Genomic DNA, 25,145 nt, shown 5'->3' on the forward strand with positions numbered 1-25,145 from the left:
ATTGTTACAAAACAACTCGGTACTCAAAAGTAAAATTGATCAACTGTGGAATAAATTTTGGAGCGGCGGTATATCCAACCCTCTTACAGCCATTGAACAGATTACCTATCTGCTTTTTATGAAACGACTGGATGATCTTGATCTGAAACGGATATCTGATGCCGAATTTACAGGGGAAGAGTATACCTCTAAATTTGCTGGAGAATTTACGCTCCCTGGCACCGATCAGAAGGTAGATAAACAGACACTTCGCTGGAGCAATTTCAGAAGAATGTCGGCCGAAGATATGCTTAATCATGTGCAGTTGAGGGTGTTCCCTTTCTTGAAAATGTTGAACGGGGAAGAATCACCCTTTACCCATTACATGAAAAGTGCTGTCTTCATTATCCCAAAACCATCCTTATTAGTAGAAGCGATATCCACCATCGAAGAAATATACGCAGAGATTGAGAAAGATGCCGACGAAGGTGGCCAGGCTTTTCAGGACATTCAAGGGGATGTCTATGAAATGCTCCTTTCCGAAATTGCCTCAGCCGGTAAGAATGGACAGTTCAGGACACCACGACATATCATTAAGCTCATCGCCGAATTGGTTGAACCACAACTGGGGCACCGGATTGCTGACCCTGCCTGCGGAACTGGCGGTTTTCTTCTTGGGGCATATCAGTATATGGTGACTCAGCTTGATAAGAATAAGAAGAATATTCAGCCTGACGAAGACGGTTTTATTCGCAACTCAGTGAGTAGTCTACTGACAAATGAAGTGAGTGGGATTCTGAATGACAGCTTATTTGGTTACGATATAGATGTCACCATGGTTCGGTTGGGGTTGATGAACTTAATGATGCACGGTGTGGATACTCCTCATATTGATTACAAAGACACTTTGAGTAAAAGTTTTACCGAGTCCAATCAGTATCAGATTATTATGGCTAATCCGCCATTTACCGGTAGTATTGATAAAGGAGATATCAACGAATCACTCAAATTAGGAACCACCAAAACGGAACTCTTATTTATTGAGAATATTTATAATCTACTTAAAATGGGTGGAACTGCGGGTGTGATTGTGCCGCAAGGTGTTTTATTTGGTGGTGGTAAAGCGTTTATTGAAGCGCGAAAAATACTCGTTGAAGAATGTCAATTGAAAGCAGTTATCACCATGCCCAGCGGAGTGTTTAAACCTTATGCAGGGGTAAGTACCGCAATTTTAATCTTTACAAAGGGCGGCGAAACTGAAGATGTCTGGTTCTACGATATGAAAAGCGATGGCTACAGCCTAGACGATAGACGTACAAAACTTGACGGGTATGGCGACCTACAGGATATTGTAACGCAATATAAAATGCGTGACCGAAACAAAGATAGTGACCGCAAGCAGAAGTATTTTTTTGTGCCAAAAGTAGAAATTGTTGCAGGATTTTATGATCTATCCATTAGTAAGTACAAAGAAGATGTGTTTGAAGAGGTTGTTTATGAAAAACCGGTAGTGATTCTTACTAGGCTCAAGACTATGGAGAGCGAGATTGACAAAGAGTTGAATGAGCTTGAGGGGTTGTTGGGATGAAAAAGGTCAGACTAGCCGATATATGCGATATAGTTATTGGAAGGACCCCTTCGAGAAGTGTAAATGAATACTGGGGGAAGGGTTATAAATGGGCTTCTATTGCAGATATGAAGCAAGAGGTGATAATTTCAACGAAAGAAGAAATTACTGAAGAAGCAATAAGATCTATTCGTTGCAGAAAAATTCCTAAAGGATCACTTCTCTTAAGTTTTAAGTTGAGTGTTGGAAAACTTGCTTTTGCTGGAACTGATCTATATACAAATGAAGCAATTGCAGCATTGATTGTTAAAGATCATTTAATTCTTAACTCAAAATATATGTATTACGCATTGAAAACAATAAAGTTAGTAGGTGGAAATCAAGCGGCTAAAGGAGTAACACTTAATTCTAAATCTCTTGCGGAATTGAGAATCCCCCTTCCTATATTAGAAGATCAAATTCGCATTGCTACTATTCTATCAAGGGCAGAATTATTGATTGCGAAGCGCAAGGAGAGCATTAATGCGTTGGATGAACTATTAAAGAGTACTTTTATGGAGATGTTCGGGGACCCCGTGAGGAATGAGAGAGGATGGGGGATTGTCTCTCTCAAGGATGTATGTAAAAAAGTTATAGACTGTCCTCACAACACGCCACAATACTCCGATGCATTTACAAGTTTGTATTGTATTAGATCATCGGATATCCAAAATGGATACTTAGATCTTAATAACACTTTACAGGTTGATGTTGATACTTTCCACCAACGTAATTTGCGGCATATTCCATCTTATAATGATATTGTCTTTACAAGGGAAGGAGGTAGATTGGGGAATTGTGCCAGAGTGCCAAAAGAGGTGAATATTTGCTTGGGTCAAAGAGTTATGCTCTTTAGCGTTGATCATAACATTGCAACAAGTGAATTTCTCTGGGCCTCACTGAACACAAATTCACTACAACATTGCATCAATAATTTAGCAGGAGGGGGAGCGGCACCGAGAGTAAATATAAAGGATCTTATAAATATTAAACTTTATCTTCCACCCCTTCCACTCCAAAACCAATTCGTCGAAATCGTGAAAAAAGTCGAATCTCTCAAAGTGAAATACTCCCAAAGCCTCATTGAACTAGAAAACCTCTACGGTTCGCTCAGTCAACAGGCATTTAAGGGGATTTTGGATTTGAGCAACGTTCCGGTGGTTTACGAAACGGAAACAGAAGCAGGGGAGTTTAAACTGATTGGGAGTGCTAATGTGGAATTCAAACCCAAGTTGGAGTTTACCAATAAGGACTTAGTTGAGTTAATAGAAGGTAATTCAGGAAAGGTATTCAGTTTTGAAGAACTGTGGAAAGAAATTGAGTCATTAACAGATAAAAGAATTCCCTCAAGAACTGATATTCAAACTCAAATCATAAAGTTGCTAGAATCGGACAAGGCTAATCTTCACCAAGTATTTGATTTTCTAACATCTGAGGAAGCTAAAAATGATAAAAAGAAACAGATAGCATTCAGAGGTAATTATGAAAATTAAACGAATAAAAATATTAACTCCATTCAGAGGCTTACATGCTGGATATGAGGTAGTGTTTAATACAGATCAACCAAAGAGATTATTTGGCTTTAACCCGATTTGTTTTGTTGGCCTGAATGGTTCAGGTAAATCCAACCTTTTGGAATTTATAGTTGAAATTTTCTATTACATGGAAACCTATTATAAAGCACCTAAAGATAAGCTGAAAACATTTAGAACTGGTTTTGGGTTTGAAATTGAATACGAGTTGCCGAGAATATATGTCATGTCTTCTCGTACTTCTTGGGATGAGCTTAACTCTAATTTGAATGAATCTAAGTATAACCCCATTATCAAGATTACAAAACAAGTGAATCAATACCCTCAAATATTAGCTCAGATCAATGATAAATATTTAACTTTAAATAATACTAAAGATGAACGTATTCAGGGAATATTACCTGCACGTATTATTGCATATTCATCTGGAATGAATGAGTTATTGAGTAATTCATTTATAAAGATTGACTTTAATTACTACGACGAATTAAGAGCTAAATCAGGAATCGATTCTTTAAACATGAATCGTATGTTCTTCTTAAACTATGATTCTAACAGGTTTATAGCCGTCAGTAATTTTTTATTTGATGCGGATGATTATGACATGTCATCCTTTACAGAAGGAAACAAAGCAACTGACTTTGGTGGTATAGATTTAAGCATGATAAAAAGAGAATTGCGCATCAATGATCTTCAATCTTTCGTGATAAATCTTAAACTAAAAAAAGGTGTAGAGGATGATAGTTTTTTACATTCAGAGCTAAATATCGCATTAGATAATCTTAAAAAATGCGCTACATTTGTAAATGAGACTAGAAGAGAAACAAAAAGTGATGAGTTACTGGACATTGAGCTGGTATATTGGGTTAATAAATCTACAAAAGAAGCATTCCGTCATTACTTTAAGACAGCTTATGATTTATTTAGAGTATTTTACTTCTTTCAGTTACTTAATAATGAACTGATTAGTCAAGACACTAGAAGAGCTGTTGCATCTGCCAAAGCAGGGTCATACGAAAATCTTTCTGATGAATTACCGAAGCATGAAGCTGGTAATTTAGTATTCAGAATATCAGGCATTATTTTTACAAAACAGAATAATTCATGTATGCATTATCGAAAGTTGTCAGATGGAGAACATCAACTACTTCAAATATTTGGTAGTCTGTTATTAATGGACGCAACAGGTTCTTTGTTTCTCTTAGATGAGCCTGATACACATTTCAATCCTGACTGGCGCTCAAAATTTGTAAATATCGCCAATGAAACTATTGATAAAGAACGTGATCAAGAGATAATACTTACAACACATTCGCCATATATCGTTTCAGACTGTAGAAAAGAGAACGTCTACATATTCCAGAGAAATCCTGATGGAACAGTCAGGCAACCAAAGTCACCGGAAATCAACACTTTTGGTACGTCTATCAATGTTATTTCAGATATTGTATTCGGTAAGGATGATACTATATCGGAACTTTCAAAGAAAAAAATCAATGAGATACGTGAAATGCCTTTAGCGACCTTAGATAATATTCTAGCAGCAAAAGAAGCTTCTAGAGTACTAGGTGAATCTGTTGAAAAAGTCTTATTGTTTAAGGACCTCATTTCAAAAGAAAGTGAGCTTAAGAAAAGTGATTAGGGCATATAAATATATTGAAACAGTACATTCTAAGCTTCATGAATATGTCATCTCATTTTTTCTTAAAATCGAGACGGATACAAAAGGGTTTAGAGATGAATTGTTCGAAGTTGATTTTCTCCCAATTGTAAATCGTCATAGAAAAATACTTAAAAAGAGATTTAAGACGATATATGAATACGTTTCTAAATTGTCTGTAATTGATCGTCAATCATTCTGTCAAAGAATCATCGAAAGCAATCAAATTGAAAAGATTTGTCGTGGAGAATATAGACCGGCAGCTTTTGTTGGTAAGTCAACTGGAATTGAACACACTCTAAAAGGATTATTTCTTGATCTATATATTCAAGTGCTTGATGGCGAGCCTTTTCGAGAAAAAGCTAAAACTCTACTACGACATCATTTTGATCAGTTTTGTAATACCAATGAGGATATTACTCGTTGCCCTATCTGCGGAATTGGGGAGCTAAAAAAAGCCCATGATACAACTCGAGACCAATACGACCACTATCTGCCAAAATCTTTATACCCCTTATCTTCAATAAATTTTTATAATCTAGTTCCTTGTTGTAAGGATTGCAACTCATTCGAGGCTAAAGGTGACAAGGATACAATTGCACTCTCAACTGGGAAGCTTTTTTTTCCATATGACAGTAACCATAAAGGTATTTCATTAAATGTGAATGTTAAAAATGATAATCCTGAGATTGAGGATATATTATGGGAATTGATTTTCAGTAGTCCTGATAATAAGACTAATGAGATTGAGTCATGGAAGACAATTTACTCAATCGAAAGCCGATATCAAGGTTATATAAGGGCTCGAATTAAGAAATTGTATAATTACTATTTTCAATTTATTAGAAGTCCAAAAGTGGCTCATCTAGACATTTCTGACAGAAAAAAATTATGCATATTGTCATTTGAACTAAATGAAAGTCTTGGTCTCGATTTTATTTTTAAACCTACATTAGATGGTTTGCTCTCTGGTTCAAATATTGTACAAGCTGAAGTTGAGGCTTTGGAATATGTATAAGGAGAGATAATTTCGTATTAGAAAAGGAGCATGAGAGGTGCGAAAATATACTCTTAGAGAGTAGTTCCTATATTAAAATGGGCATCCAATAGGGTGCCCTTAAATTTATCTTTGAGACAGTGGGGCATATAAGAAATAGAGCGTAACTATATGCGTCGCGGCTACTAAAATTTCGCCTTAGAGATGATACGGAGAACCGTATCATAAGCAACTGGAAGTCCCTTTTGGAATCAGCTTACGATATTATATCCAGCAAACCAGATGTAATCAAAGATGGGAACTACAGAGAAAGATGGATTCCTTTTGCTGAAGATGGTGGAGGCTCATATTTGGCAATTGAATTAGACCCAGGGAAAAAGGGAGTTTATGGGCAAATCATAACGATAGATCATAATTCTGATTTTTCATATGTTATTGCGGAAAGTTTGGGGCATTTCTTTGAGTTTATCGATTCGAGCCTCAGAAATAGTAGTATTGGTATTAGTGAAGAGGATGATGTAATCATATTATCCCGTGAAAGTGGAAGTTTGTTGGATGATATTTTGGTTTTGACTAAAATGGATACCAAAGAGAACAATCTTATCCCTGTAAGCGGATTTTGGGAAGAGTATTTTAAAGACGATGTTGAAAATGGATTTGTATCTTCAAAAACATTGGCAAAAGAGAGAATGGTATTTATTAGAGCTGATCAAGCTCAAAAATACGGGTCATTATCTTTGGATATTTTAACCCATATGGTTAATCTTTAAGAACTTATTATACATGCGGATGGGATTACCAATTTCGATGTACTTAAACGGTTGCCTTCTTTAGCAGAACTTGTGATAGGATCGAAAGCTTTTAAAGAGTCAGATTTGGAGTACTTAGTTTCTTTAGATGGGTTAAGGCAGCTAACATTAATAGGACTTCCATTAAAAGATATACATAAACTGAAAGATATAAAGAAATTAAAGAGTTTGAGATTATGTAGAATGAACTCCATTGATAGCGGATTAATAGGAACTTTAAAGAATTTGAAGGAACTAAGTTTAGAAGAAATGGAGGTTGGCGACCTGCTTTATATTTCAAACCTTAGTAAGTTAATAAAACTAAAGCTCGAAAAAGTGACAATACCAAATTTATCATTCCTTAAAGGGTTAAAGAATTTAACGTTTTTTGAGACGGATCGCTGTGCAATAGATGAATCACAAATGGAGGTTATAGGAGAATTGAAGAAATTAAAGCAATTCACTTATCCGGTCGGTGATTTAACAATATTCAAAAATTGTATGAGTCTAAAGCAGATTGGTGTAGATGCATCAAGATTTAAAGGGTTGGAGGAAATTTCAGACTGTAATATAGTCGACTTAACTATATTTTATGCAACATCGGAGGAAAATGCAGAATCCGTAGTTGCTGAGTTTCAAAAATTCTTTAAACTTCAGTCATACGGATGGCAGGTAACATGGAAGGATTAATGGAATTCACTCGCCGGTTGCCATAATACAATCAAAAGGAGTTGCTACAGCATGCTCCTTTTGTAAGTTTCGCCGATAGCCCCGTTAAGCTGAACCGTATCATAAATAGGGCGAAATTTAATTAGCAGTACATCTTTAGAAGGATTACAGTCTCTTGGGGTTCGAACTATAATGATTTGAACACAAAGGAGAGTTGAACAATGAAAAGTGGAGGAGTGCTTGTGTTAGTTATCACTTTGCTAAGTTCTACAATTCTCTCAGGAATTGATCTTTAATAGGCTACTTGACGCAGTAGCAGTAACGATAGAATAAACTGTAAACCATTGAGAGAGGAAATGAGAAGAACAATGGATTGGGGACATACGGAGAATAAGAAAGTAGTTTACGGTCGGACGACGTCTTGGATGGTCCGCCTTTTGCTGGCATTAATACTTACGCTTGTGCCGATACTTGCCGCGCTGCCTGCAGCGGCAGCGGCTATCGATGCGCTTGACCAAACATCCGGAGCAGGGGATCCGGGGAGCACGTATCGGGCGAACGGACTTGCTCAAAGCTTTACGGCAGGTAAGTCCGGCTATTTGAATCAAATTGACTTGTATATGGCGGATTACGGGAGCTCGGGAATTGTGTTTACGCTCAGTATCTATGCAGGACAAAGCGTGTCCGGAACGATGCTTGCTTCAGCGACTTTTGGCAGCAGAGGAGAGAGGCAGAGAAATAGTTAACAGAGGATGCTCACGTCAGGGATTCGGCTCTCAGTTCGCCCGAAGTTGATCGAAGAAGCGGTTTCAGGCAGACAACCCTGCGATGGCTAATTGCAGTCGCGACCGGGGGCAAACTACCTTAAGGTTCTCTGGTTCGAGAGCACAAGAACCTTATTAGAAATCAAATGTAAATGACTGGAAAATATGGAACCAATAATTACTGAAGATGATTTTAAAGAATTTGATCGAATAGCGGATGATTTCGATGGAAAGTATAAGAAGTTCAGTGCGGATACTATCGGGCGATTAGAGGTAATCGGGGGAACTGTACCACAAGTGACGGCGAGAAATGTTGCTGTTTTTCTGGAAAGTATTTTTAATAGACCCGTGGGATTCAGTGTGTTTGGATCGGTCGGGAGGACTTTCTGGCGATTGCGAGTGCGATGCTGATCAATGAGCAGATATAAAACTTCTTTTTAAATAGTCGGAAGAGACTGCGAGCTTTACGCAGTCTCTTTTTTTGCATCTCTTAATCTACTCTTAAACTGAAGCTGATACTATTCGCATAGTGCCCCTATTATGTCTGACGGGTACATTATGATTGTGGAGGACGAAAGCATCAGATCTATTTAAATATTTGAAGTATATTAATTGTTATTTTCTATTTTATATAACAAAGGAGAGATAGGATTGCATAATATTTTGGGAATGGTAAAACAGAAAAAGATATTCACGGTCGTCCTCGCTTTGGCAGTATTCATCAACGTTTACTCGGGCGTCACTAAAGCTCAGGGTACGGCCACATTGAAGATTTCAGCAAATTCCATGGATTCAACTTATGGGGAGGATGTAACCTTTAACGTCACTGCACTCGATCCGGTAATCGGTGGAATGACCCCCAGCGGGACAATCACCTTCAGGGATGGTAATCAGGACCTTACGACAGTTGGATTAACTACGGCTGAACCAGTGATTACGACAACGAACTGTGGCTCTGCTTGTCCCGTTATTCAATGGGGGGCATACACCTACCGGGCTTACAGTTTTGGGGATAATCGCATTGCGATGAACATTGTTACTTACGACGCTTCCGGCAATATTGTTAACCAACTGGAAAAGGCAGGAGCGCGTTATTTATCGAACATTACGATGGATGCTGTTGCTCAGACTTTCACCTTCTGGGGTCAAGATGACATGACGATTACAGTGGGATGGGGAGAGCTCCTAAGCGCCTCGTCCAGCGCCAGTTTTAAGACATCCGCTCTGGGGATCGGTATGCACGCCATTACCGCTGCCTTTCCAGGGGACGACGCTCATGCCGCAAGCGAAGCGACCACTACGTTTACCGTACACCCTAGGTATACCGTGGTGTATAACGGCAACAGCAGCAATGGAGGAGAGGTGCCCGCTAACAGCGGCTCATATAAGGGCATTAAGGTGTCGATTTCTGGCAACAACGGAAATCTGGTGAAGACAGGCTACACTTTCGCAGGCTGGAACACGCAGGCGGATGGACATGGAGTGGATTATAAAGCAGACGCTGAAGGCGTGATCACGTCCGATGTGACGCTGTACGCGAAATGGAGGAAGACTTTAGACGTTGGAACAGGTACTGCGAGTGATCCTTACCAGATTGCAACTGGTGAGGAGTTGGATACGGTCAGGAATTATTTGGGTTCGGATCTGTATTTCAAGCTGGCGGCAGATATTGATTTGAGCAGCTATGGCCAAGGATGGTTACCGATTGGGGGTTCTAGCGGCCGATTTCAGGGGCATATGGACGGCAATGGACACAAGATCACAGGCTTGACGATTAATAGACCTAATGATAATTTTTCAGGGTTGTTTGGTTATATAGACTATGATGCAAGTGTTTCCAATATGATTCTGGAAAATGTAAATGTTACAGGCAAACAATATGTAGGCGGCTTGGTAGGCCGTATCGATGGCGGTGAGATAAGCAACAGCTATGTATCAGGAAGTGTAACAGGAACAAGCGCCAGTGTAGGCGGTTTGATTGGCTACAATTACTATGGAACGGTTAATAACAGCTTCGCAAAAGCAAATGTAACAGGAAGCAGTACCAATGTAGGCGGATTGGTTGGAGCCAATTTCGGAGAGATCAGCTACGGCTATGCAGCAGGAAACGTAACAGGAACCGGCACCAATGTAGGTGGCTTGATTGGCACCAACAACGGAGAGATCAGCTACAGCTATGCAGCAGGAAGTGTAACGGGAAGCGGCGCCAAAGTAGGCGGTTTGATTGGCAACAATAGTAGTGGAACGATCAGCTACAGCTTCTACGACTCGGGTACAACAGGTCAATCGGATACAGGCAAAGGCGTTGGCCAATCGACCACGGAGATGAAGACGCAAAGCACTTATGCAGATTCAAACTGGGACTTCACAAGCATTTGGGGGATAAGTCCATCGCGCAATAACGGATATCCCTATTTGCAGGCAATACAAAAGTTTGTGACTTATGACGGGAACGGAAACACAGGCGGGAGTGTGCAGACTGACAGCAAGTCGTATTCGCAAGGCGAGACAGTCAACGTTTATAGCAATACGGCAACTTTACTCAAGACTCACTATACGTTTGCAGGTTGGAATACGCAGGCGAATGGAACCGGAACAGATTATGCTGCAGGCGCTTCATTCAGAATGGGCTTGTCCGATGTGACGTTATATGCAAAATGGATATTGACCCCTACATTCAAAGTGACATATAACGGCAACGGCAGTACAGGAGGAAGCGTACCGACGGACAGTGGCTCGTATGAGCAGGGCGATACGGTGTCGGTATCCGGTTACAACGGAAATCTGGTGAAGACTCACTATACGTTTGCAGGCTGGAATATGCAGGCGGATGGAACCGGAACAGATTATGCTGCAGGCGCTTCGTTCAGCATGGGCTCGTCCGATGTGACGCTATATGCAAAATGGATTTTGAACCCTACATTCACGGTGACATATAGCGGCAACGGCAGTACGGGAGGAAGCGTACCGACCGACAGCGGCTCGTATGAGCAGGGCGTTTCGGTATCGGTATCCGGCAACAACGGGAATCTGGTAAAGACGGAATATACGTTTGCAGGTTGGAATACAGCGGCAGACGGCAGCGGCATTAGCTATGCCAGTGGGGCGAATTTCTTTATAGGCACTCAGAATGTTACCTTGTATGCACAATGGCTATCAGCGAACACATTATTGTCCGGCCTGTCACTGGATCATGGAACAATCCATTTTTCACCATCGCAGACGAATTATGCTGTACAAGTTGAGAATTCGGTTTCTACTCTTAACCTTTTTCTGAGTAAAGGGGATCCTAACCAATCTCTAACGGTTACGGGGGCGAATTACAATACGGTAACGGGAAATGTATATGGCTACAGTGCATCAAGCTTGTTCGTCGGACATAACCCTATTCGGATTACCGTGACGGCGCAAGACGGCTCAAATACGACATACGTGGTCACAATTGTCCGTGAAGGTATCATAGGAGAGCCGATGCAATTAGACCCTTCGGTTCGTACGCTTACGTACCCGGGCGGGCTCGTAATTAAGCTGCCTGACGGACTGGTGATTCCCGAAGGGGCAATATTGACGGTACAAGATTCGAACGCCACGCCCTCCGGGGAGGTTAAACTCGCTAGAGCAGGACAAGTTATCGAATTCCAACTTGAAGGCATGACCATTACTCAACCTGTACAGATTACACTCGGGTATGACATTAGTTTAGATAGGAGTAAGCTCGCTGTTTATTATTACAACGTGTCTACTGGCAAGTGGGAATATAATCCTTCCCAAGTAACGGACAACGGCATCGAGACGACAATCAGCCATTTCTCCACATACGGAGTGCTGGCGGATACGACCGCACCGGACCAGGTAACAATCACATCGGGCGCAAAAACGACAAACTCGATTACACTTCATCTTGCTGCGAACGATGATTCGGGTGTGGCCAAATATATGATTTACCGTGACGGGACGCTCATTGTGGAAACGGCTGAAAGTACGTATGTCGATACCGGACTTTCTGCTTCGAAGCAGTATATTTATACGGCTAAGGCTGTTGATATGTTGGGAAACATTTCCGATGCCAGCGAAAGCATGTCGGTTGCAACGAACGGTAATGGCGGCTCCTACACGCCAACTCCGCCAACAAGTGACCCCAAGGTCACCTCTACAGATGGTCATTTAACGCTTCCCGCAGGCAAAGCGGGAGAGGTTAGCAAAGGTGATGAGATCAAGATCGTCATTCCTGCTAACGCTACAGGCAAAGAGTTAAAATTAACGATCGATAAAGTCTCGGATGTACAGACGTTGATTACAAATAAGGATACTCTGCTTAGCCCGATATTCGAAATTCTAAAAAGCTTCGTGGAGAACTTCGACAAATCTGTCACGCTCTCTTTCAAATTTGATCTAAATAGCTTGAAGGGCAATGAGAAGGCGGTCGTCTTCTATTATGACGAAGTGAAGAAGGAATGGGTGAAGGTCGGCGGTACTGTGAGCGGTAATTACATTACCGTAGAGGTTGATCACTTTACCAAATACGCTGTATTTGCGGTAGCCAATGCTGCCCCTCCGACGAAAGTGAGCTTCAGCGATATTGCCGCACATTGGGCGGAAGCCAGTATTAAGCAAGCGGTAAGCGCGGGCATCGTTAAGGGCTATCCGGACAATACGTTCAAGCCGGGTCGCACTGTGACGCGCGCGGAATTTGCGGTCATGCTGATGAATGCGCTCAAACCGCAAGGAGATGGAGCGGCGCTGACATTTACCGACAAGGAGAAGATTGGCTCCTGGGCGCAGAAATCCATCGCGCAGGCAGTGTACGCGGGTATTATTAGTGGTTATGAGGACGGCTTCTTCCGCCCGAATGCGGAAATCACTCGTGCAGAAATGGCTGCGATGATTGCAAAGGCCTTGGGCCTGACTGGCGGAACAACTGAGACACCTGGCTTTGCAGATGATAAAGACATTCCGGACTGGGCGAAAGGCGCTGTGGCCACTATGAAAAATCTGGGTATTATTGAAGGCAAAGGCGCGAACCAATTCGTTCCTGGAGATAAAATGACAAGAGCAGAGGCGGTAACGGTGCTCATAAAAATGCTGGAACAAAAAAGCAAGTAAAGAATCTAGACCAGGGCTGTTTTGAAGTCAAATTCAAAGCAGCCTTGTTTTATAGAACCGATAACCCGGATTCCCCGCTCCTGAGCTTCAAGCTCTGATGACCATTCAATTGCAAAATCCATTCTCCAACTGTATCAATATGATCATAATGAACCTCCCAGCTATGTGGATTTGAATGCAGAGACAGGTTAAACTGAGGACAACAAGCCTAGGATGTGCCAAAGGAGACAAGATCAATATTGTGAGCCAATCGAATAGATTACACATTATAAGGCTTATCCTTGTGCTGCTTACCGCTGGCCTCATTCTTCAAGTTAACCCGGTGCAGGCAAGCTCGCATGAGGATCAAAATCAGGCATCTAGGATCACTTGGGAAGCCTACTATTTCGGAAATATGACGAAGGGACAGTTGCCTTCCGAATGGCATCCATTCTCCCAGATGGATTCGGATCGGAATGGCGCTCATCCAGGCAACGAACTTTGGCTAAAAGCTAATCTTTCAAAAAAAGGGATTTCACCGGGGCAGCTTCTGGTTTATTCCTATCTAGTTAAGGATTTTGAGATTGCCTTATTTCTGGACGGCCAGCCTGTCTTCAAGTCAGAGAAGCTTCTACCATCGGGATTTATTTCTTGGAGAATCATTTCGTATGAGAATATAACGGGTCATGAAGATCAAGTACTGGTGGCTCGCATTTCCCCTCATCAAAATTTGGAAGGTTTCGAGGTATGGTCGGGAACCTCATCGTCTTTAGCGCTTAAGCTGCTGCGAACGGAAGCGCCGATGTGGGCTGGGGCAATTGTGCTATCGCTGTTAAGCGCGGTATCTTTACTATTGTATTTTTTTAATCGCAGCCAAACGCTTTTTATTTATTTTGCCGTTTTTTTGGCGAGTTTTGCTATAGATTTAACTGTTATGTGGGGAGGCTGGCAGTTTGCTTTTCGATCAGAAGCTCTATGGGTCTGGGGATCGCTCATTCACTTTAATTGGTATATCGGATATGCCAGCGGGATTTTGATCACGTATGCGATTGTTGGTGGTAAAGGCAGCAAGTGGATTCGTAATCTTGGTTACGCGGTGTTAGTCTATGCCTTTGTTGCGGTTGCGGGTTGGCTGTTGTTCGGTGAACAAGCGCAGCTGCTATTTTATCGGCTTTTTTACGATTATGTTTCGACATGTCTGTTACTTGCATTAATAGTTGTCCTTTTTCTTGCTCTTAAACGGCGAAGAAATCCGGAAATCATGGTATTTGCAATCGGAAATGCCTTTTTTGTTGGAGGGCTTGTACTTGGTCGGTCGGTGAGCGGGCAATTCGGACTCTTTCCTACGACGCGGATCTTGTTGACGTCGCATCACGCGCTTGCCCAGATCAGCTGGACCTTTCTTGGCTTCGGCGGGGTAGTCATCTGTTTCGGGATAATCGTGGGCATGCGGCTTATGCGTATGGCACAGTTACGTTCAACGAACAAAGAGCTGGCGAAGGTAAATGGCGAGCTTATAATAGCCAATGAAAAGCTATCCCACATCGATCAGATTCGCAGCAATATGTATTCCGAAGTGAGTCATGAGCTCAACACGCCGATTACAGCAATTAAAGGGTATGTCCAGTTAATGCTGAATGGTACGATTCCACCGGGAGAAACCCGCTATCTTCAGGTCATTCATGATAAATCGCTGGTGATGGAGCGGATGATCGACGATATGCTGGAAATCGTCCGGCTTGAAAATAAACATATTCAGTTCGAATACGAGCTTGTCCCGTTTGGGGCTTTATTCGCAAGGCTTTGTTCGAAGGTGCAGATGGACATGCTGGAGCAGGGCTTTACCTTCTCCTGGGTTCCGATGCCAGAGCCTTATTGGCCTGATCGATTTACGGCCATTTACGCCGATCCGATGCGCGTGGAGCAAGTGTTTGCTAACTTGCTGTCGAATGCGCGGAAGTTTACAGCTCCGGGAGGTACGATTCGCGTCGAGGCGACAATGGAGGAACTCGGGGCTCAGCCTTCAGCCATTACCATTCGGATAATCGACAGTGGGTGCGGGATAGAAGAGAGGGAGCGGGAGTCTATTTTCGAGCGCTATTACCGGGGGAAAGGCGCTAAGACAGGAGCGATTACGGGAACGGGGCTGGGACTGCCGATATGTCGAGAAATTATGAACGCTCATGGCGGCGAGGTCGGACTTGAACGTTCATCTACTCAAGGAAGCACGTTTTATATCCGTTTTCCGTTGCGTTATGCACATGTAAGGGAGATGGAGCCGGAGGAGACCGCGTAAGGGCCGGAGCCTCCTTTTTATTTTCTTAACCTACTATTAAACTGGTGTAACGAGGATGTAAATTGTGCTGCGTCATTTTCAGAGGGAATACCACAATAAAAGTCGGATGAAGTCGATATCGGAATGAAAGGTAGGTACTTAAAATGTCTGACGGGCACATCATGATCGTTGAGGATGAACGGGATATTCGGGAGCTGCTGCGGTTGTGTGTGGAGAGCAGCGGATTTCGCGTGACGACAGCTGGAAGCGTGAGAGAAGCACAAGCTTTACTGGGCAATGAATTGCCCAATTTGGCTCTGCTGGATATTAACCTTCCGGACGGAGACGGGATGAGCCTGTGCGCTGAAATTCGAAACCGTTCGGATATTCCCGTCATTCTAATTACTTGCAGGAAGGAAGGCGGCGATATCGTAGCCGGCTTGGAGGGTGGAGCGAACGATTATATCGTGAAGCCATTCGATGTCGATGTCGTAATCGCACGTATTCGGACACAGTTGCGCAGCTACGCTTATTGGAAGCAGTCAAATAATAAAAATAGATTGCGTAATCAGGAATTGAGCATCGATCTGGATAGCTGCGAAGTGATGGTTGGCGGAAAGACGGTAGGACTATCGGCTAAGGAACGGCAGCTTCTCTTATTTTTGGCCGATCACCCAAATCAAGTGTTCAGCGCAAGCTTGCTATACGACAGAATTTGGGGGCTGGAAGGAACAAGCGAGGAGAACACGGTAAGCGTTCATATTCGCTATTTACGTAAAAAAATCGAGGTCAATCCTTCGGAACCGAAATATATTCAAACGGTTCGCGGCTTTGGCTACAAGTTTTGTTGGGTGGAAGATTACTAATCTGGAGGCAGAGCAGTGAAAAAGCTTATTTATACGAATTCGCGTACGCAAGACGAGGAGATCCGGAGGTGCCGTACCCTGTTATGAAAGTGATTTTACAGCAGGCTGTGTCACCGCAAGATGTACATCCAAATGCCATGTCTGCTAAAGTCAGAGGGGTTGAGGGTTTATGGGAAGACCCTGATTACCCGTGGGATACTTTTATCCATGTGCCATGGGATGATGTGAGGCTTATCGTTGAAGAAGTGCGAGCCAAAGGCGGTACAATAGGGATGGAACCAATCGAAAGCTTTAATGATGGGTGGGTCATTCTCGAGGAGCAGAGATAGGGCCTGATCGAAAAAATATCCTTGCTCCACACGTTAATTCTTTAGACTTTGTTTCTGTTCGTGAAAAAAGTGCAATTCCTTTTGTGAAAACGATGAAAAATGGTAAGGTTCCATTTTTGGTTTTCCCGGTATCTGATCATCCACAAGACCCAAAATCAATGGATTCAAGATTGATAGCTCTGCTGGATACGTTTGGCTTATCTTCTTGCTATGTTTATGATCCAGCCAATATTCCAAATATTGATGATGTTACTTTTCATCATATAGACGAATCAAAAACAAGTGCATTTCATCATCATTCACTTCAATTTCTTAAAAATGCTTTGGAATCTTAAAATAAACCAAAGCATTTGTGCGATAAGCGATGACATTTTACAAATGCGGATTATTTGACGAGTTTTGACCTTGATATTCAAAAGACAATGGTTAGTGGCCGTGACAGCGGAGCAGAACATGTATAACAAGGATATTAATACCTCTCGGTAAGGAATTCGGTAAGTTATTGAGTTCAGGTGTTTGATGTTCATTAGATGTACTAGAAGGGCCATCCCTACTAGGGATGGCCTAAAAAACTTACCGTTACAGACAGCGCGGAGAGCCTTATCACAAGTAGTGGTAAAGCGAAAGTGGAACTAAAGGTGGACGTTGCGACGCTAAATCTAGAGAAGGAAGATCGCTTAACTAAAGGAGGTATTGCCGGTTCTGATTTTGGTTTTCAGCCCAAAACATATTAAAAAGATTGACATCACGTACAATTGCCCCGTATAATTCCAACTAATCGGGTTCGATTTATATGCATTACTTTGTTGACCAGACCACTGGAGACACTTATTCGTTTATGCGAATAGTGTCTCTTTTTCGTTTACTGGTAATTACCAGATTACCACTTGATCGAGAGAGAGACCAAAAGGGGGAATAGTCTTGGAACTGTTGCAAGAGGTGGTACCGTTGTATCACCAGCTCAAAACGTATATCAAACAACAAATCGAAAGCGGCCAATGGCAGCCAGGTATCGCAATTCCAAGCGAGCGGGAACTGGAGAAACTGTTGGGATTGAGCCGTACGCCCATCCGTCAGGCCCTTGGAGAACTTGTAGCGGAGGGGTGGCTTGAACGCAAACATGGAAAAGGCACTTTTGTTGCGCAGCGCACTTCCGCCGCCGTCACGACGAAGCTGGTCGGACTTGTCGAGCAGCTTCGCAGCCAAGGACTGTATCCGACCATTGAAATCGCGGAATTCGGACACTGCGAAGCGCCGGCTGCCGTATCACAGGCACTCGGCATTCCGGCATCTACGCAGATGATCCGTACGGTTAGACGAATTGCGGTATCCAGCGGTCATGTGATAGTCGATGAAAACTATTTCAACATCAATTTATCCGGAGTCATAACGGAAGAGCGGCTTGGACGCTCAACGGTCTTCGATCTGCTGGAACAGAGCGGAGTGAATGTCAAGAAAGGCTCGCAAAGCTACTCAGCAGTCAATGCCGACACCCGCATAGCCAGACTGCTCGAAGTTCCCGAAGGCACCGCATTGCTAGTCATACAGACGCTGTTGTTCAACAACCGCGATCAGCCTTTGCAATATTCCTTGTCTTATTGCAATCCAGAACGCTACAACCATGAGATATTGCTCAGCCGTTAACAAATTCAAAGGAGATGGAATGTCATGAAATTATGGAAAATAGCAACTTTATCTCTCGCCGCCGCAATACTAGCCACCGTTACCGCCTGCTCGGGCAGCAGTAATAACGGCGCAAAGCCGGTCAACCAGGCAGGCAACGTTTCAAAAGATAATCAACAACAACCAGCCTCATCAGAAGAAAATATCGAACTAACGTTTGCTAACTGGATTTCAACGGAGGATGCGACGAAGGATGCCTACAACCAGTTAGTAGAAGGTTTTGAAAACGCCCATCCGAACATCAAGATCAAGTCACTCGGCATCCCGTTCAACGAATACAAAGATCAGGTACTCATTGCCTCTACCGGAGGCAATACGCCGGATGTGCTGATGGCAAACCAGAGCTTCACGCCGGCATTCGGCAGTGCAAACATCGTACAGCCGTTAGAAACGCTGCTTGGCAGTGACATCATCGACGATATTTTGCCTTCGAGCAAAGCAGGAGTCACCTTTAACGGCAAAGTGATCGCCATGCCGTGGGCGCCGCATCCCAATGCGCTGTTCTGGAACAAGACGCTGTTTGCCAAAGCGGGTCTCGACCCAAATACGCCGCCAAAGACGTGGGACGAGCTTCTGAAATATGCGGAGGCGGTCGCAGCGCTTAAACAAGACGATAAAGGCAACCCGATCTACGGTATCGGCGAAGCAAATAAAACCGGCGCTTACACCGGCCAAATGCTGCTCCGTATAACACTCTCTCATGGCGGTAAGTTCGTTGATGATCAGGGCAAGCTGATCGTCGACCAAGGCTCGGCGCTCGTAGAATCGCTGCAATACCTCCGCGACATCGCCAATCAGAATGTTGCCCCGGTCGGCGCCGAGATCAAAGATTTGCGTGCCATGTTCGGGACGGGTTCGCTAGGCATGCTCGTCGACGGCGACTTCGGCCGAAACACATTCCGAACCACTAGCGGCAAAGGGGAAGCTTTCGATAAGGAGTGGGGCGTAACAACCGTGCCTGTCGGCGCGACCGGACGTTCCGAGACCGTCTTCACCGAGCATCAATTGCTTATCTCATCGTCGACCAAACATGCCGAAGCAGCTGCTGAGTTCGTGAAGTATCTGGTATCTAAGGATGCTATGATTTTGTACCACAAACTCAACGGAGTCATGTCCTCCCGCGCCTCAGTTGCATCGCTGCCCGAGCTGAACGAGGATGATTACGCCAAGGTGTTCAATGAGCAGATGAAAACGGCCAGCCCATTCCCGACGGGCAACCCTGCGTTCGAACAGGCTATGAAAGAAACGTCCAACTTGACCGTGCTGGCGACAACGACATCCGAGGATATTCCGGCTATTATCGCCAAGATACTGCCGAAGCTTCAAGAACTGTATGCTGCAAAGTAGGCAATGGCAAACCTTTATTTTAAACATTTATAAGCTAAGGGGGGAGGCAAGCTATGTCAATCAAATGGTCTCGCACCCTTAAAAATCAGGCGTTCGGCATGCTGCTTGTCGCGCCCGCGACCCTGCTGTTGTCTGTGACGATTCTAATCCCGTTGGCTCGTTCCATTTCGACGAGCTTCCGGGGCGCTTCGTTGCTGTCGGCTGAACAGCCCTTTGTCGGTCTGGCCAATTATAAGGCGTTGCTGTCGGGACAAGAATTTTATCATGCGCTCTCCATTACGCTTCGGTATGTTGCATGCACTGTCGGCATTGTGATTGTTCTTGGACTCGCGAGCGCTTTGCTGCTGAACAGCCGTATCCGATTTCGGGCGTTCTTCCGCAGCATTTTGCTCATCCCGTGGGCGATCCCAACGCTTGTCGCAGCGCTTGTCTTCCTACTGATTTATCAGGCTGATTATGGAGTTTTGAATGGCCTGCTTATCCAGAGCGGATTAACGGACAAAAAGCTGAACGTTCTGAATGATTTAAACTTGGCGCTGTATGGCATTATGGGCGTTGCGATTTGGCGCCAGACGCCGCTGGCTGCCGTCATGACGCTTGCCGGGCTGCAGGGCGTTCCGCGCGACTGGTACGAAGCTGCAACAATTGACGGTGCAAGCAAATTGAAAACATTTTTGTATATTACTCTTCCCGCTTTGAAACCTGTACTCGCTAATGTGACGCTGTTGATGGTCGTTGCTAACTTTCAAATGTTCACGTTATTTTATGCTCTTACCGGAGGCGGACCGGCGGACGCGACTCAATCATTGGCCATTTACACGTACGAAACGGCGTTCCAGTCCTACGATCTAGGTAAGGGCTCGGCAATCGGGGTAATATGGATGCTGTTGCTGCTGCTCATCGCTGTTCCACTTAACCGTGTGGCGAATCGGAGTATGTCATGAAGGGCGCATATCGGCTTCCCGCTGTTCGACGTCATCCGCTGCACCGGAGCAATATCGGTGTTTATGTCCTGCTTGCGGTTATTCTCTCGTTGTTTCTATTTCCGGTTTACTGGCTGGTATCGGTCTCACTGCAAACGAACGGCGATCTGTTTCAGTTTCCACCCCAATGGGTACCGTTCAAGCTGACGATGCAAAGCTATAAGGATGTCCTGCTCTCGGCGAACTTTCTTACTTTTTACAAAAACACCGCGATTGTCGCGGCCGGATCAACAGCGCTTTCAATTGCCGTTTCGATTCTCGCCGGATACGGCCTCTCGCGCTTCCGGTTCCGGGGCAGCCGTCTACTTCTCGTTTTTTTTCTATCGTCGCAAATGTTCCCCGCCGTGACGTTATTGATCGGGCTGTACACGCTTTACAGCAAGCTTCATTTACTCAACACACTGCTTGCGTTGATGTTAGCCGCAACAACGACAGCGCTGCCTTTCTCTATTATGATGATGAAAACTTTCATGGACGGAATCGCCGGCGAACTGGAAGAGGCCGCGGAGGTCGACGGCGCGACACGCGTAAAGGCGCTTATCCATATCGTTTTGCCATTGACCAAGCCAGGGATCATGGCGGTAACAATCTATTGTTTTCTCGTCGCGTGGGACGATTTTCTGTTTGGCATGACGCTTGTTCGTGATCTCAATATGCGGACTCTCAGTCCGGGGTTGTCTCTTACCTTCCTTGGCGAATTAAGCACCAACTGGTCCGGGGCGGCTGCAGCAGCTGTCACGGCTACAGCCCCGCTGCTCGTATTGTTTCTATTTTTGCAACGGTATATGGTGGAAGGTTTAACCGCAGGAGGAGTTAAGGAATAAGCAAAAGGCATGAAAGGAGAAGAAGTATGACAACCGTCAGCAAACCGAATGTCCTCGTTTTTTTCACCGATCAACAACGCTGGGACACCACGGGCATTCATGGCAATCCACTGGGGCTGACGCCTAATTTCGACCGAATGGCTGCATACGGTACGCATTTGGAGCATTCCTTCACTTGCCAGCCCGTATGCGGTCCAGCGCGCTCCAGCCTGCAAACCGGAGTTTACGGCACTACATCAGGCTGCTACAAAAACGGTATTCCATTGCCGGAGCATTTAGGGACGCTCGGACAATATTTCGGGCAGGCTGGTTATCAGACCGGCTATATTGGGAAATGGCATCTGGCAGACGAGGAGCCGGTGCCTGCGGCCAAACGTGGTGGCTATGATTATTGGCTTGCCTCGAATGTGCTCGAGTTTTCGTCAGACAGCTACCGAACGGTTATGTACGATAATGACAGCAATCCGGTGCGGCTGCCGGGATACCGGGTTGATGCGCTTACCGATGCTGCGATCCGATACATCGACAACCATCGGGAAAATCCATTCTTTCTGTTTGTATCGTATTTGGAGCCTCATCATCAGAATCATATTGACGACTATCCGGCTCCAGTTGGCTACCGCGAGCAATATGGCGGCCGCTGGATTCCGCCCGACCTCGCCGCACTAGGAGGCACCGTCCATCAGCATATCGGCGGTTACTATGGCATGGTTAAACGGCTGGACGAAGCGCTCGGCCGGGTGCTCGACGCTCTTAAAAGCTTGGAGCTGGACGAGCAAACAATTGTACTGTTTACCTCTGATCACGGCAATCATTTCAAGACGCGGAACGAGGAATACAAACGTTCTTGCCATGACAGCTCGATTCGCGTGCCTACAGCTTTTAGCGGCCCTGGATTTAGCGAAGGCCGCAAGCTGAGGCAGCTTGTCAGTCTGATCGACCTGCCGCCTACACTGCTGGATGCCGCAGGAATAAAGGTGCCTGCCCAAATGCAAGGGAACTCGATAATGCCGCTCTTGAACGGCGCCGACTCTTCTCAGCCTTGGCAGGAGGAGGTATTCGTGCAAATCAGCGAAAGCAGCATCGCTCGAGCGATCCGCACGCGAAAATGGAAATATTGTATTGTCGCCGAGGGCAAGGATGGCAGCACTCAGGCCGGCTCGGAGGAATATATCGAGGCTTATTTGTACGACCTTGATGCTGATCCGTATGAACTAACGAACCTGGTTGGTCTGGACTCTCATCGAGAGGCTGCGGATATCCTGCAAGCCCGTCTGCAGCACCGCATGGCGGCTGCAGGGGAGAGCGTGCCGATCATCCGGCCGGCGCCGGCCGTGCCGGGAGGCCAGCGTCATGTTTCGTTGCAGGAAGCGAGGAGCTGACAACGGAAAGGGCCGCTGCCTTTCTTGCCGGATCGCTTCTCACATCGCTTGATCTTGATTACCAGTACTGGTCTCCTTCCGTGACGGGCGCGACTTCCGCTACCTGCCGGTGAAGCCCGCAGCTGCGGTACAATTCCCTTGCTTTTCTTGCCAGAGGGCGCAGTGCGATTAAACCTACACTGAACGAAGGAGCTGTTTCCAAAATGATTCGTCAACTAGTCCGATTGCTAGTTCTATTAGCGTTGTTAATTCCCGTCTTTGGCCCGATAGAGCGCGTACCTTCCGTTTTCGCGGCGGGCATTTCCTATTATGTGGATTGTGCCGCTGAGAAAGCCGGCGCGGGAACGGAGGCCGCTCCATTTCACAATTTGGCCGCAATTAACGCGGTTCAGCTAACCCCCGGTGATTCCGTTCTGTTCAAACGCGGGTCGATCTGCTCCGGCACTTTTGCGCCGGTAGGAAGCGGGAGTTTCGCCGCACCTGTCACGATTGCCGCCTACGGTTCGGGCTTGGCAAGACCCGTTATTAACGCGAATGGTCAGACCGACGCTGTTTTGCTGCGTAATTTGCAATATATAGAGTTAAGCGACCTCGAACTGACAGCTTCCGGCGATAACAAGACGGCTAGACGGGGGGTACACGTTCTTGGCGAAAACGCAGGCGACTTGTACGGCATTACGTTGCGAAACTTATATATTCACGACGTCCGCGGCTACATGCCTTCAACAGTAAGCGGCAACTATCACGGTACAGGCAAATACGCGAACGCTTCAGGCGGCATCGTTATTGAGGTGCTTGGCACAGCGGTGCCGACCGCTTTTCATCAGTTGCAAGTGTTGAACAATCAGATTGCAAGCGTAGACCGTCAAGGGATATACGTTTGGTCTAATTATTGCCAACGACCGGGACTGGTAGAGTTTTGGGGGAGTTTGTGCAACGGGTCGTGGAAGCCGATGACCGACCTCTACATAAGCGGCAATACGCTCTCGGATATCGGCGGAGACGGAATTGCACCAATGACGGTTGACGGGGCGCTGGTCGAATCCAACACCTTAACCGGTTTCAATATGCGATCCGACTCGCCGAACGCAGGCATGTGGACGGCGAACGCAAACAATGTCACCTTTCAATTCAACGACACGTCCGGCGGCAAAACGACTAAGGATGGTATGGCATACGACGTCGATCATTCTACAAGCAACGTCACATTCCAATACAACTATTCCCATGGAAACGAAGGCGGATTTTTTCTGATTTGCGCCCAGGGAAACAGTAAGGCGGTCAACTTCGTGATCCGATACAATATTTCGGTCAACGACGGGGCGCGTATGTTCCAAAGCTGCGGCGGCGAGGTGGTTTCAAGCCATATTTACAATAATACAATGTATATAGGTTCCGGCCTTGCGCCCGTTATTTATCAAGAGACGACGAATCAGCGGCAGGCGATTCAGTTCCGGAACAACCTCATTTACAAAGAGGGTGGCGGTCAGGTTACATGGACACTGGACGATTTGAATTTCGTAATCGACAATAACGCGTTTTTCGGCGTGCCGGTTCCAGCATGGGCGACTAATACGGTAACCGCTGACCCTTGGCTGAACGGCCCCGGCAGTCTCGACCAGGCAGGTTACAAGCTGGGGGCCGGCTCTGCGGCACTGAATGCAGGGGCTGTGATCCCTGCAAACGGAGGCCGAGATTATTTTGGTAATGCTGTTTCTTCTGCGACAGCGCCGAATATCGGAGCTTATCAAGGGCCAGGCCTTGCGCCTGCAATCGCTAGTCCGCTTGCTCATTTCAAGCTCGATGACGGAACAGGAGTCACGGCCGCTGATGCAGCAGGTACGAATAACGGCTGTTTGATAGGCAACCCGGTCTGGAACAACAACGGCAAAATCGGCGGTTCGCTCAAGCTGAACGGCAGTGGCGATTACGTGAGCGTACCGGCCGTACTGAATCCGGGCTCAGGCAATTTTACCGTTGCGGGATGGGTCAAGCTGGATACTGCGGCTGGTGTTAACCAAGTTATTTTTCAACAGGAGGGCGTTTTGGGGCGCTCATTACTATACCGAGTAACTTCGACCGGCCAACTCGGTACTTTTCTTGGCGGAAGCTCATTGCTCTCATCTGAGACGATTCCTACAGGAGAATGGACGCATGTAGCGGTTGTAAATCGGGGCGGAGCCGTCACGCTTTATGTGAATGGACAACCGGTCGGATCGGCAACACGCACCATCGAATCGCATACGTCCCCGTTCCGCATCGGGGCCCATAAATCGCCTACCGATGCCAACGACTATTGGAACGGCAGCGTAGATGATTTCCAGCTATACAATACTGCGCTGAACAGCGCCCAAGTGTATTTGCTATACAACAGTTAAG

18 protein-coding genes are annotated in these 25,145 nt (G+C 45.4%); all 18 read left to right on the top strand.

Annotation, left to right across the window (positions count from 1 at the left end; all coding sequences use genetic code 11):
• Position 1: 1 nt before the first annotated feature.
• The gene (locus ACFVVF_RS16595) at positions 2–1,567 is read left to right on the top strand and encodes a type I restriction-modification system subunit M (protein WP_387811702.1); all 1,566 of its coding nucleotides are present in this window, start codon (positions 2–4) and stop codon (positions 1,565–1,567) included.
• Positions 1,564–3,078, top strand: a complete 1,515-nt coding sequence (locus ACFVVF_RS16600; protein ID WP_387811705.1) for a restriction endonuclease subunit S — start codon at positions 1,564–1,566, stop codon at positions 3,076–3,078. The genes ACFVVF_RS16595 and ACFVVF_RS16600 overlap by 4 nt, the downstream gene beginning before the upstream one ends.
• Positions 3,068–4,759, top strand: coding sequence for a restriction system-associated AAA family ATPase (locus ACFVVF_RS16605; RefSeq protein ID WP_387811708.1), 1,692 nt, complete (start codon positions 3,068–3,070; stop codon positions 4,757–4,759). The genes ACFVVF_RS16600 and ACFVVF_RS16605 overlap by 11 nt, the downstream gene beginning before the upstream one ends.
• Positions 4,737–5,795, top strand: coding sequence for an HNH endonuclease (locus tag ACFVVF_RS16610; protein WP_387811711.1), 1,059 nt, complete (start codon positions 4,737–4,739; stop codon positions 5,793–5,795). The genes ACFVVF_RS16605 and ACFVVF_RS16610 overlap by 23 nt, the downstream gene beginning before the upstream one ends.
• Positions 5,796–6,019: 224 nt before the next feature.
• Complete coding sequence (locus ACFVVF_RS16615; RefSeq protein ID WP_387811714.1) at positions 6,020–6,544, top strand: SMI1/KNR4 family protein; 525 nt, start codon at positions 6,020–6,022, stop codon at positions 6,542–6,544.
• 72 nt (positions 6,545–6,616) lie between these two features.
• On the top strand, positions 6,617–7,252 hold the full coding sequence (locus tag ACFVVF_RS16620) for a leucine-rich repeat domain-containing protein (protein ID WP_387811716.1): 636 nt from the start codon (positions 6,617–6,619) through the stop codon (positions 7,250–7,252).
• A gap of 335 nt (positions 7,253–7,587) precedes the next feature.
• On the top strand, positions 7,588–7,977 hold the full coding sequence (locus ACFVVF_RS16625; RefSeq protein ID WP_387811718.1) for a hypothetical protein: 390 nt from the start codon (positions 7,588–7,590) through the stop codon (positions 7,975–7,977).
• 687 nt (positions 7,978–8,664) lie between these two features.
• Positions 8,665–13,098, top strand: a complete 4,434-nt coding sequence (locus ACFVVF_RS16630; protein WP_387811720.1) for an InlB B-repeat-containing protein — start codon at positions 8,665–8,667, stop codon at positions 13,096–13,098.
• A 241-nt stretch (positions 13,099–13,339) separates the two neighbouring features.
• Positions 13,340–15,373 (top strand): sensor histidine kinase, encoded by a 2,034-nt coding sequence (locus ACFVVF_RS16635; RefSeq protein WP_387811723.1) that lies wholly within the window; start codon positions 13,340–13,342, stop codon positions 15,371–15,373.
• A gap of 143 nt (positions 15,374–15,516) precedes the next feature.
• Entirely contained in the window at positions 15,517–16,218 is a 702-nt protein-coding gene (locus ACFVVF_RS16640; protein ID WP_387811726.1) for a response regulator transcription factor, read from the top strand.
• An 83-nt stretch (positions 16,219–16,301) separates the two neighbouring features.
• Positions 16,302–16,547 (top strand): VOC family protein, encoded by a 246-nt coding sequence (locus ACFVVF_RS16645; protein ID WP_387811728.1) that lies wholly within the window; start codon positions 16,302–16,304, stop codon positions 16,545–16,547.
• On the top strand, positions 16,520–16,882 hold the full coding sequence (locus ACFVVF_RS16650) for a hypothetical protein (RefSeq protein WP_387811730.1): 363 nt from the start codon (positions 16,520–16,522) through the stop codon (positions 16,880–16,882). The genes ACFVVF_RS16645 and ACFVVF_RS16650 overlap by 28 nt, the downstream gene beginning before the upstream one ends.
• 586 nt (positions 16,883–17,468) lie before the next feature.
• Entirely contained in the window at positions 17,469–18,191 is a 723-nt protein-coding gene (locus tag ACFVVF_RS16655; RefSeq protein WP_387811733.1) for a GntR family transcriptional regulator, read from the top strand.
• 24 nt (positions 18,192–18,215) lie between these two features.
• On the top strand, positions 18,216–19,577 hold the full coding sequence (locus tag ACFVVF_RS16660) for an ABC transporter substrate-binding protein (RefSeq protein ID WP_387811736.1): 1,362 nt from the start codon (positions 18,216–18,218) through the stop codon (positions 19,575–19,577).
• A gap of 53 nt (positions 19,578–19,630) precedes the next feature.
• The gene (locus ACFVVF_RS16665) at positions 19,631–20,521 is read left to right on the top strand and encodes a carbohydrate ABC transporter permease (RefSeq protein ID WP_387811739.1); all 891 of its coding nucleotides are present in this window, start codon (positions 19,631–19,633) and stop codon (positions 20,519–20,521) included.
• Complete coding sequence (locus ACFVVF_RS16670; RefSeq protein WP_387811742.1) at positions 20,518–21,384, top strand: carbohydrate ABC transporter permease; 867 nt, start codon at positions 20,518–20,520, stop codon at positions 21,382–21,384. The genes ACFVVF_RS16665 and ACFVVF_RS16670 overlap by 4 nt, the downstream gene beginning before the upstream one ends.
• Before the next feature lie 26 nt (positions 21,385–21,410).
• Entirely contained in the window at positions 21,411–22,766 is a 1,356-nt protein-coding gene (locus tag ACFVVF_RS16675) for a sulfatase family protein (protein WP_387811745.1), read from the top strand.
• Between the two features lie 203 nt (positions 22,767–22,969).
• Positions 22,970–25,144 carry a LamG domain-containing protein gene (locus ACFVVF_RS16680; RefSeq protein ID WP_387811748.1) on the top strand — a complete coding sequence of 725 codons (2,175 nt, stop codon included), beginning with the start codon at positions 22,970–22,972 and terminating at the stop codon, positions 25,142–25,144.
• Position 25,145: the final 1 nt, after the last annotated feature.

Origin of the sequence: Paenibacillus sp. NPDC058174 (assembly GCF_042883865.1) — a bacterium.
Lineage (GTDB): Bacteria > Bacillota > Bacilli > Paenibacillales > Paenibacillaceae > Pristimantibacillus.

Coding starts and splice junctions, on each gene's coding strand:
- ACFVVF_RS16600 (WP_387811705.1), top strand. CDS start 1,564: ATGAAAAAGGTCAGACTAGCCGATATATGCGATATAGTTATTGGAAGG.
- ACFVVF_RS16605 (WP_387811708.1), top strand. CDS start 3,068: ATGAAAATTAAACGAATAAAAATATTAACTCCATTCAGAGGCTTACAT.
- ACFVVF_RS16625 (WP_387811718.1), top strand. CDS start 7,588: ATGAGAAGAACAATGGATTGGGGACATACGGAGAATAAGAAAGTAGTT.
- ACFVVF_RS16630 (WP_387811720.1), top strand. CDS start 8,665: ATGGTAAAACAGAAAAAGATATTCACGGTCGTCCTCGCTTTGGCAGTA.
- ACFVVF_RS16640 (WP_387811726.1), top strand. CDS start 15,517: ATGTCTGACGGGCACATCATGATCGTTGAGGATGAACGGGATATTCGG.
- ACFVVF_RS16645 (WP_387811728.1), top strand. CDS start 16,302: ATGAAAGTGATTTTACAGCAGGCTGTGTCACCGCAAGATGTACATCCA.
- ACFVVF_RS16660 (WP_387811736.1), top strand. CDS start 18,216: ATGAAATTATGGAAAATAGCAACTTTATCTCTCGCCGCCGCAATACTA.
- ACFVVF_RS16665 (WP_387811739.1), top strand. CDS start 19,631: ATGTCAATCAAATGGTCTCGCACCCTTAAAAATCAGGCGTTCGGCATG.
- ACFVVF_RS16670 (WP_387811742.1), top strand. CDS start 20,518: ATGAAGGGCGCATATCGGCTTCCCGCTGTTCGACGTCATCCGCTGCAC.
- ACFVVF_RS16675 (WP_387811745.1), top strand. CDS start 21,411: ATGACAACCGTCAGCAAACCGAATGTCCTCGTTTTTTTCACCGATCAA.
- ACFVVF_RS16680 (WP_387811748.1), top strand. CDS start 22,970: ATGATTCGTCAACTAGTCCGATTGCTAGTTCTATTAGCGTTGTTAATT.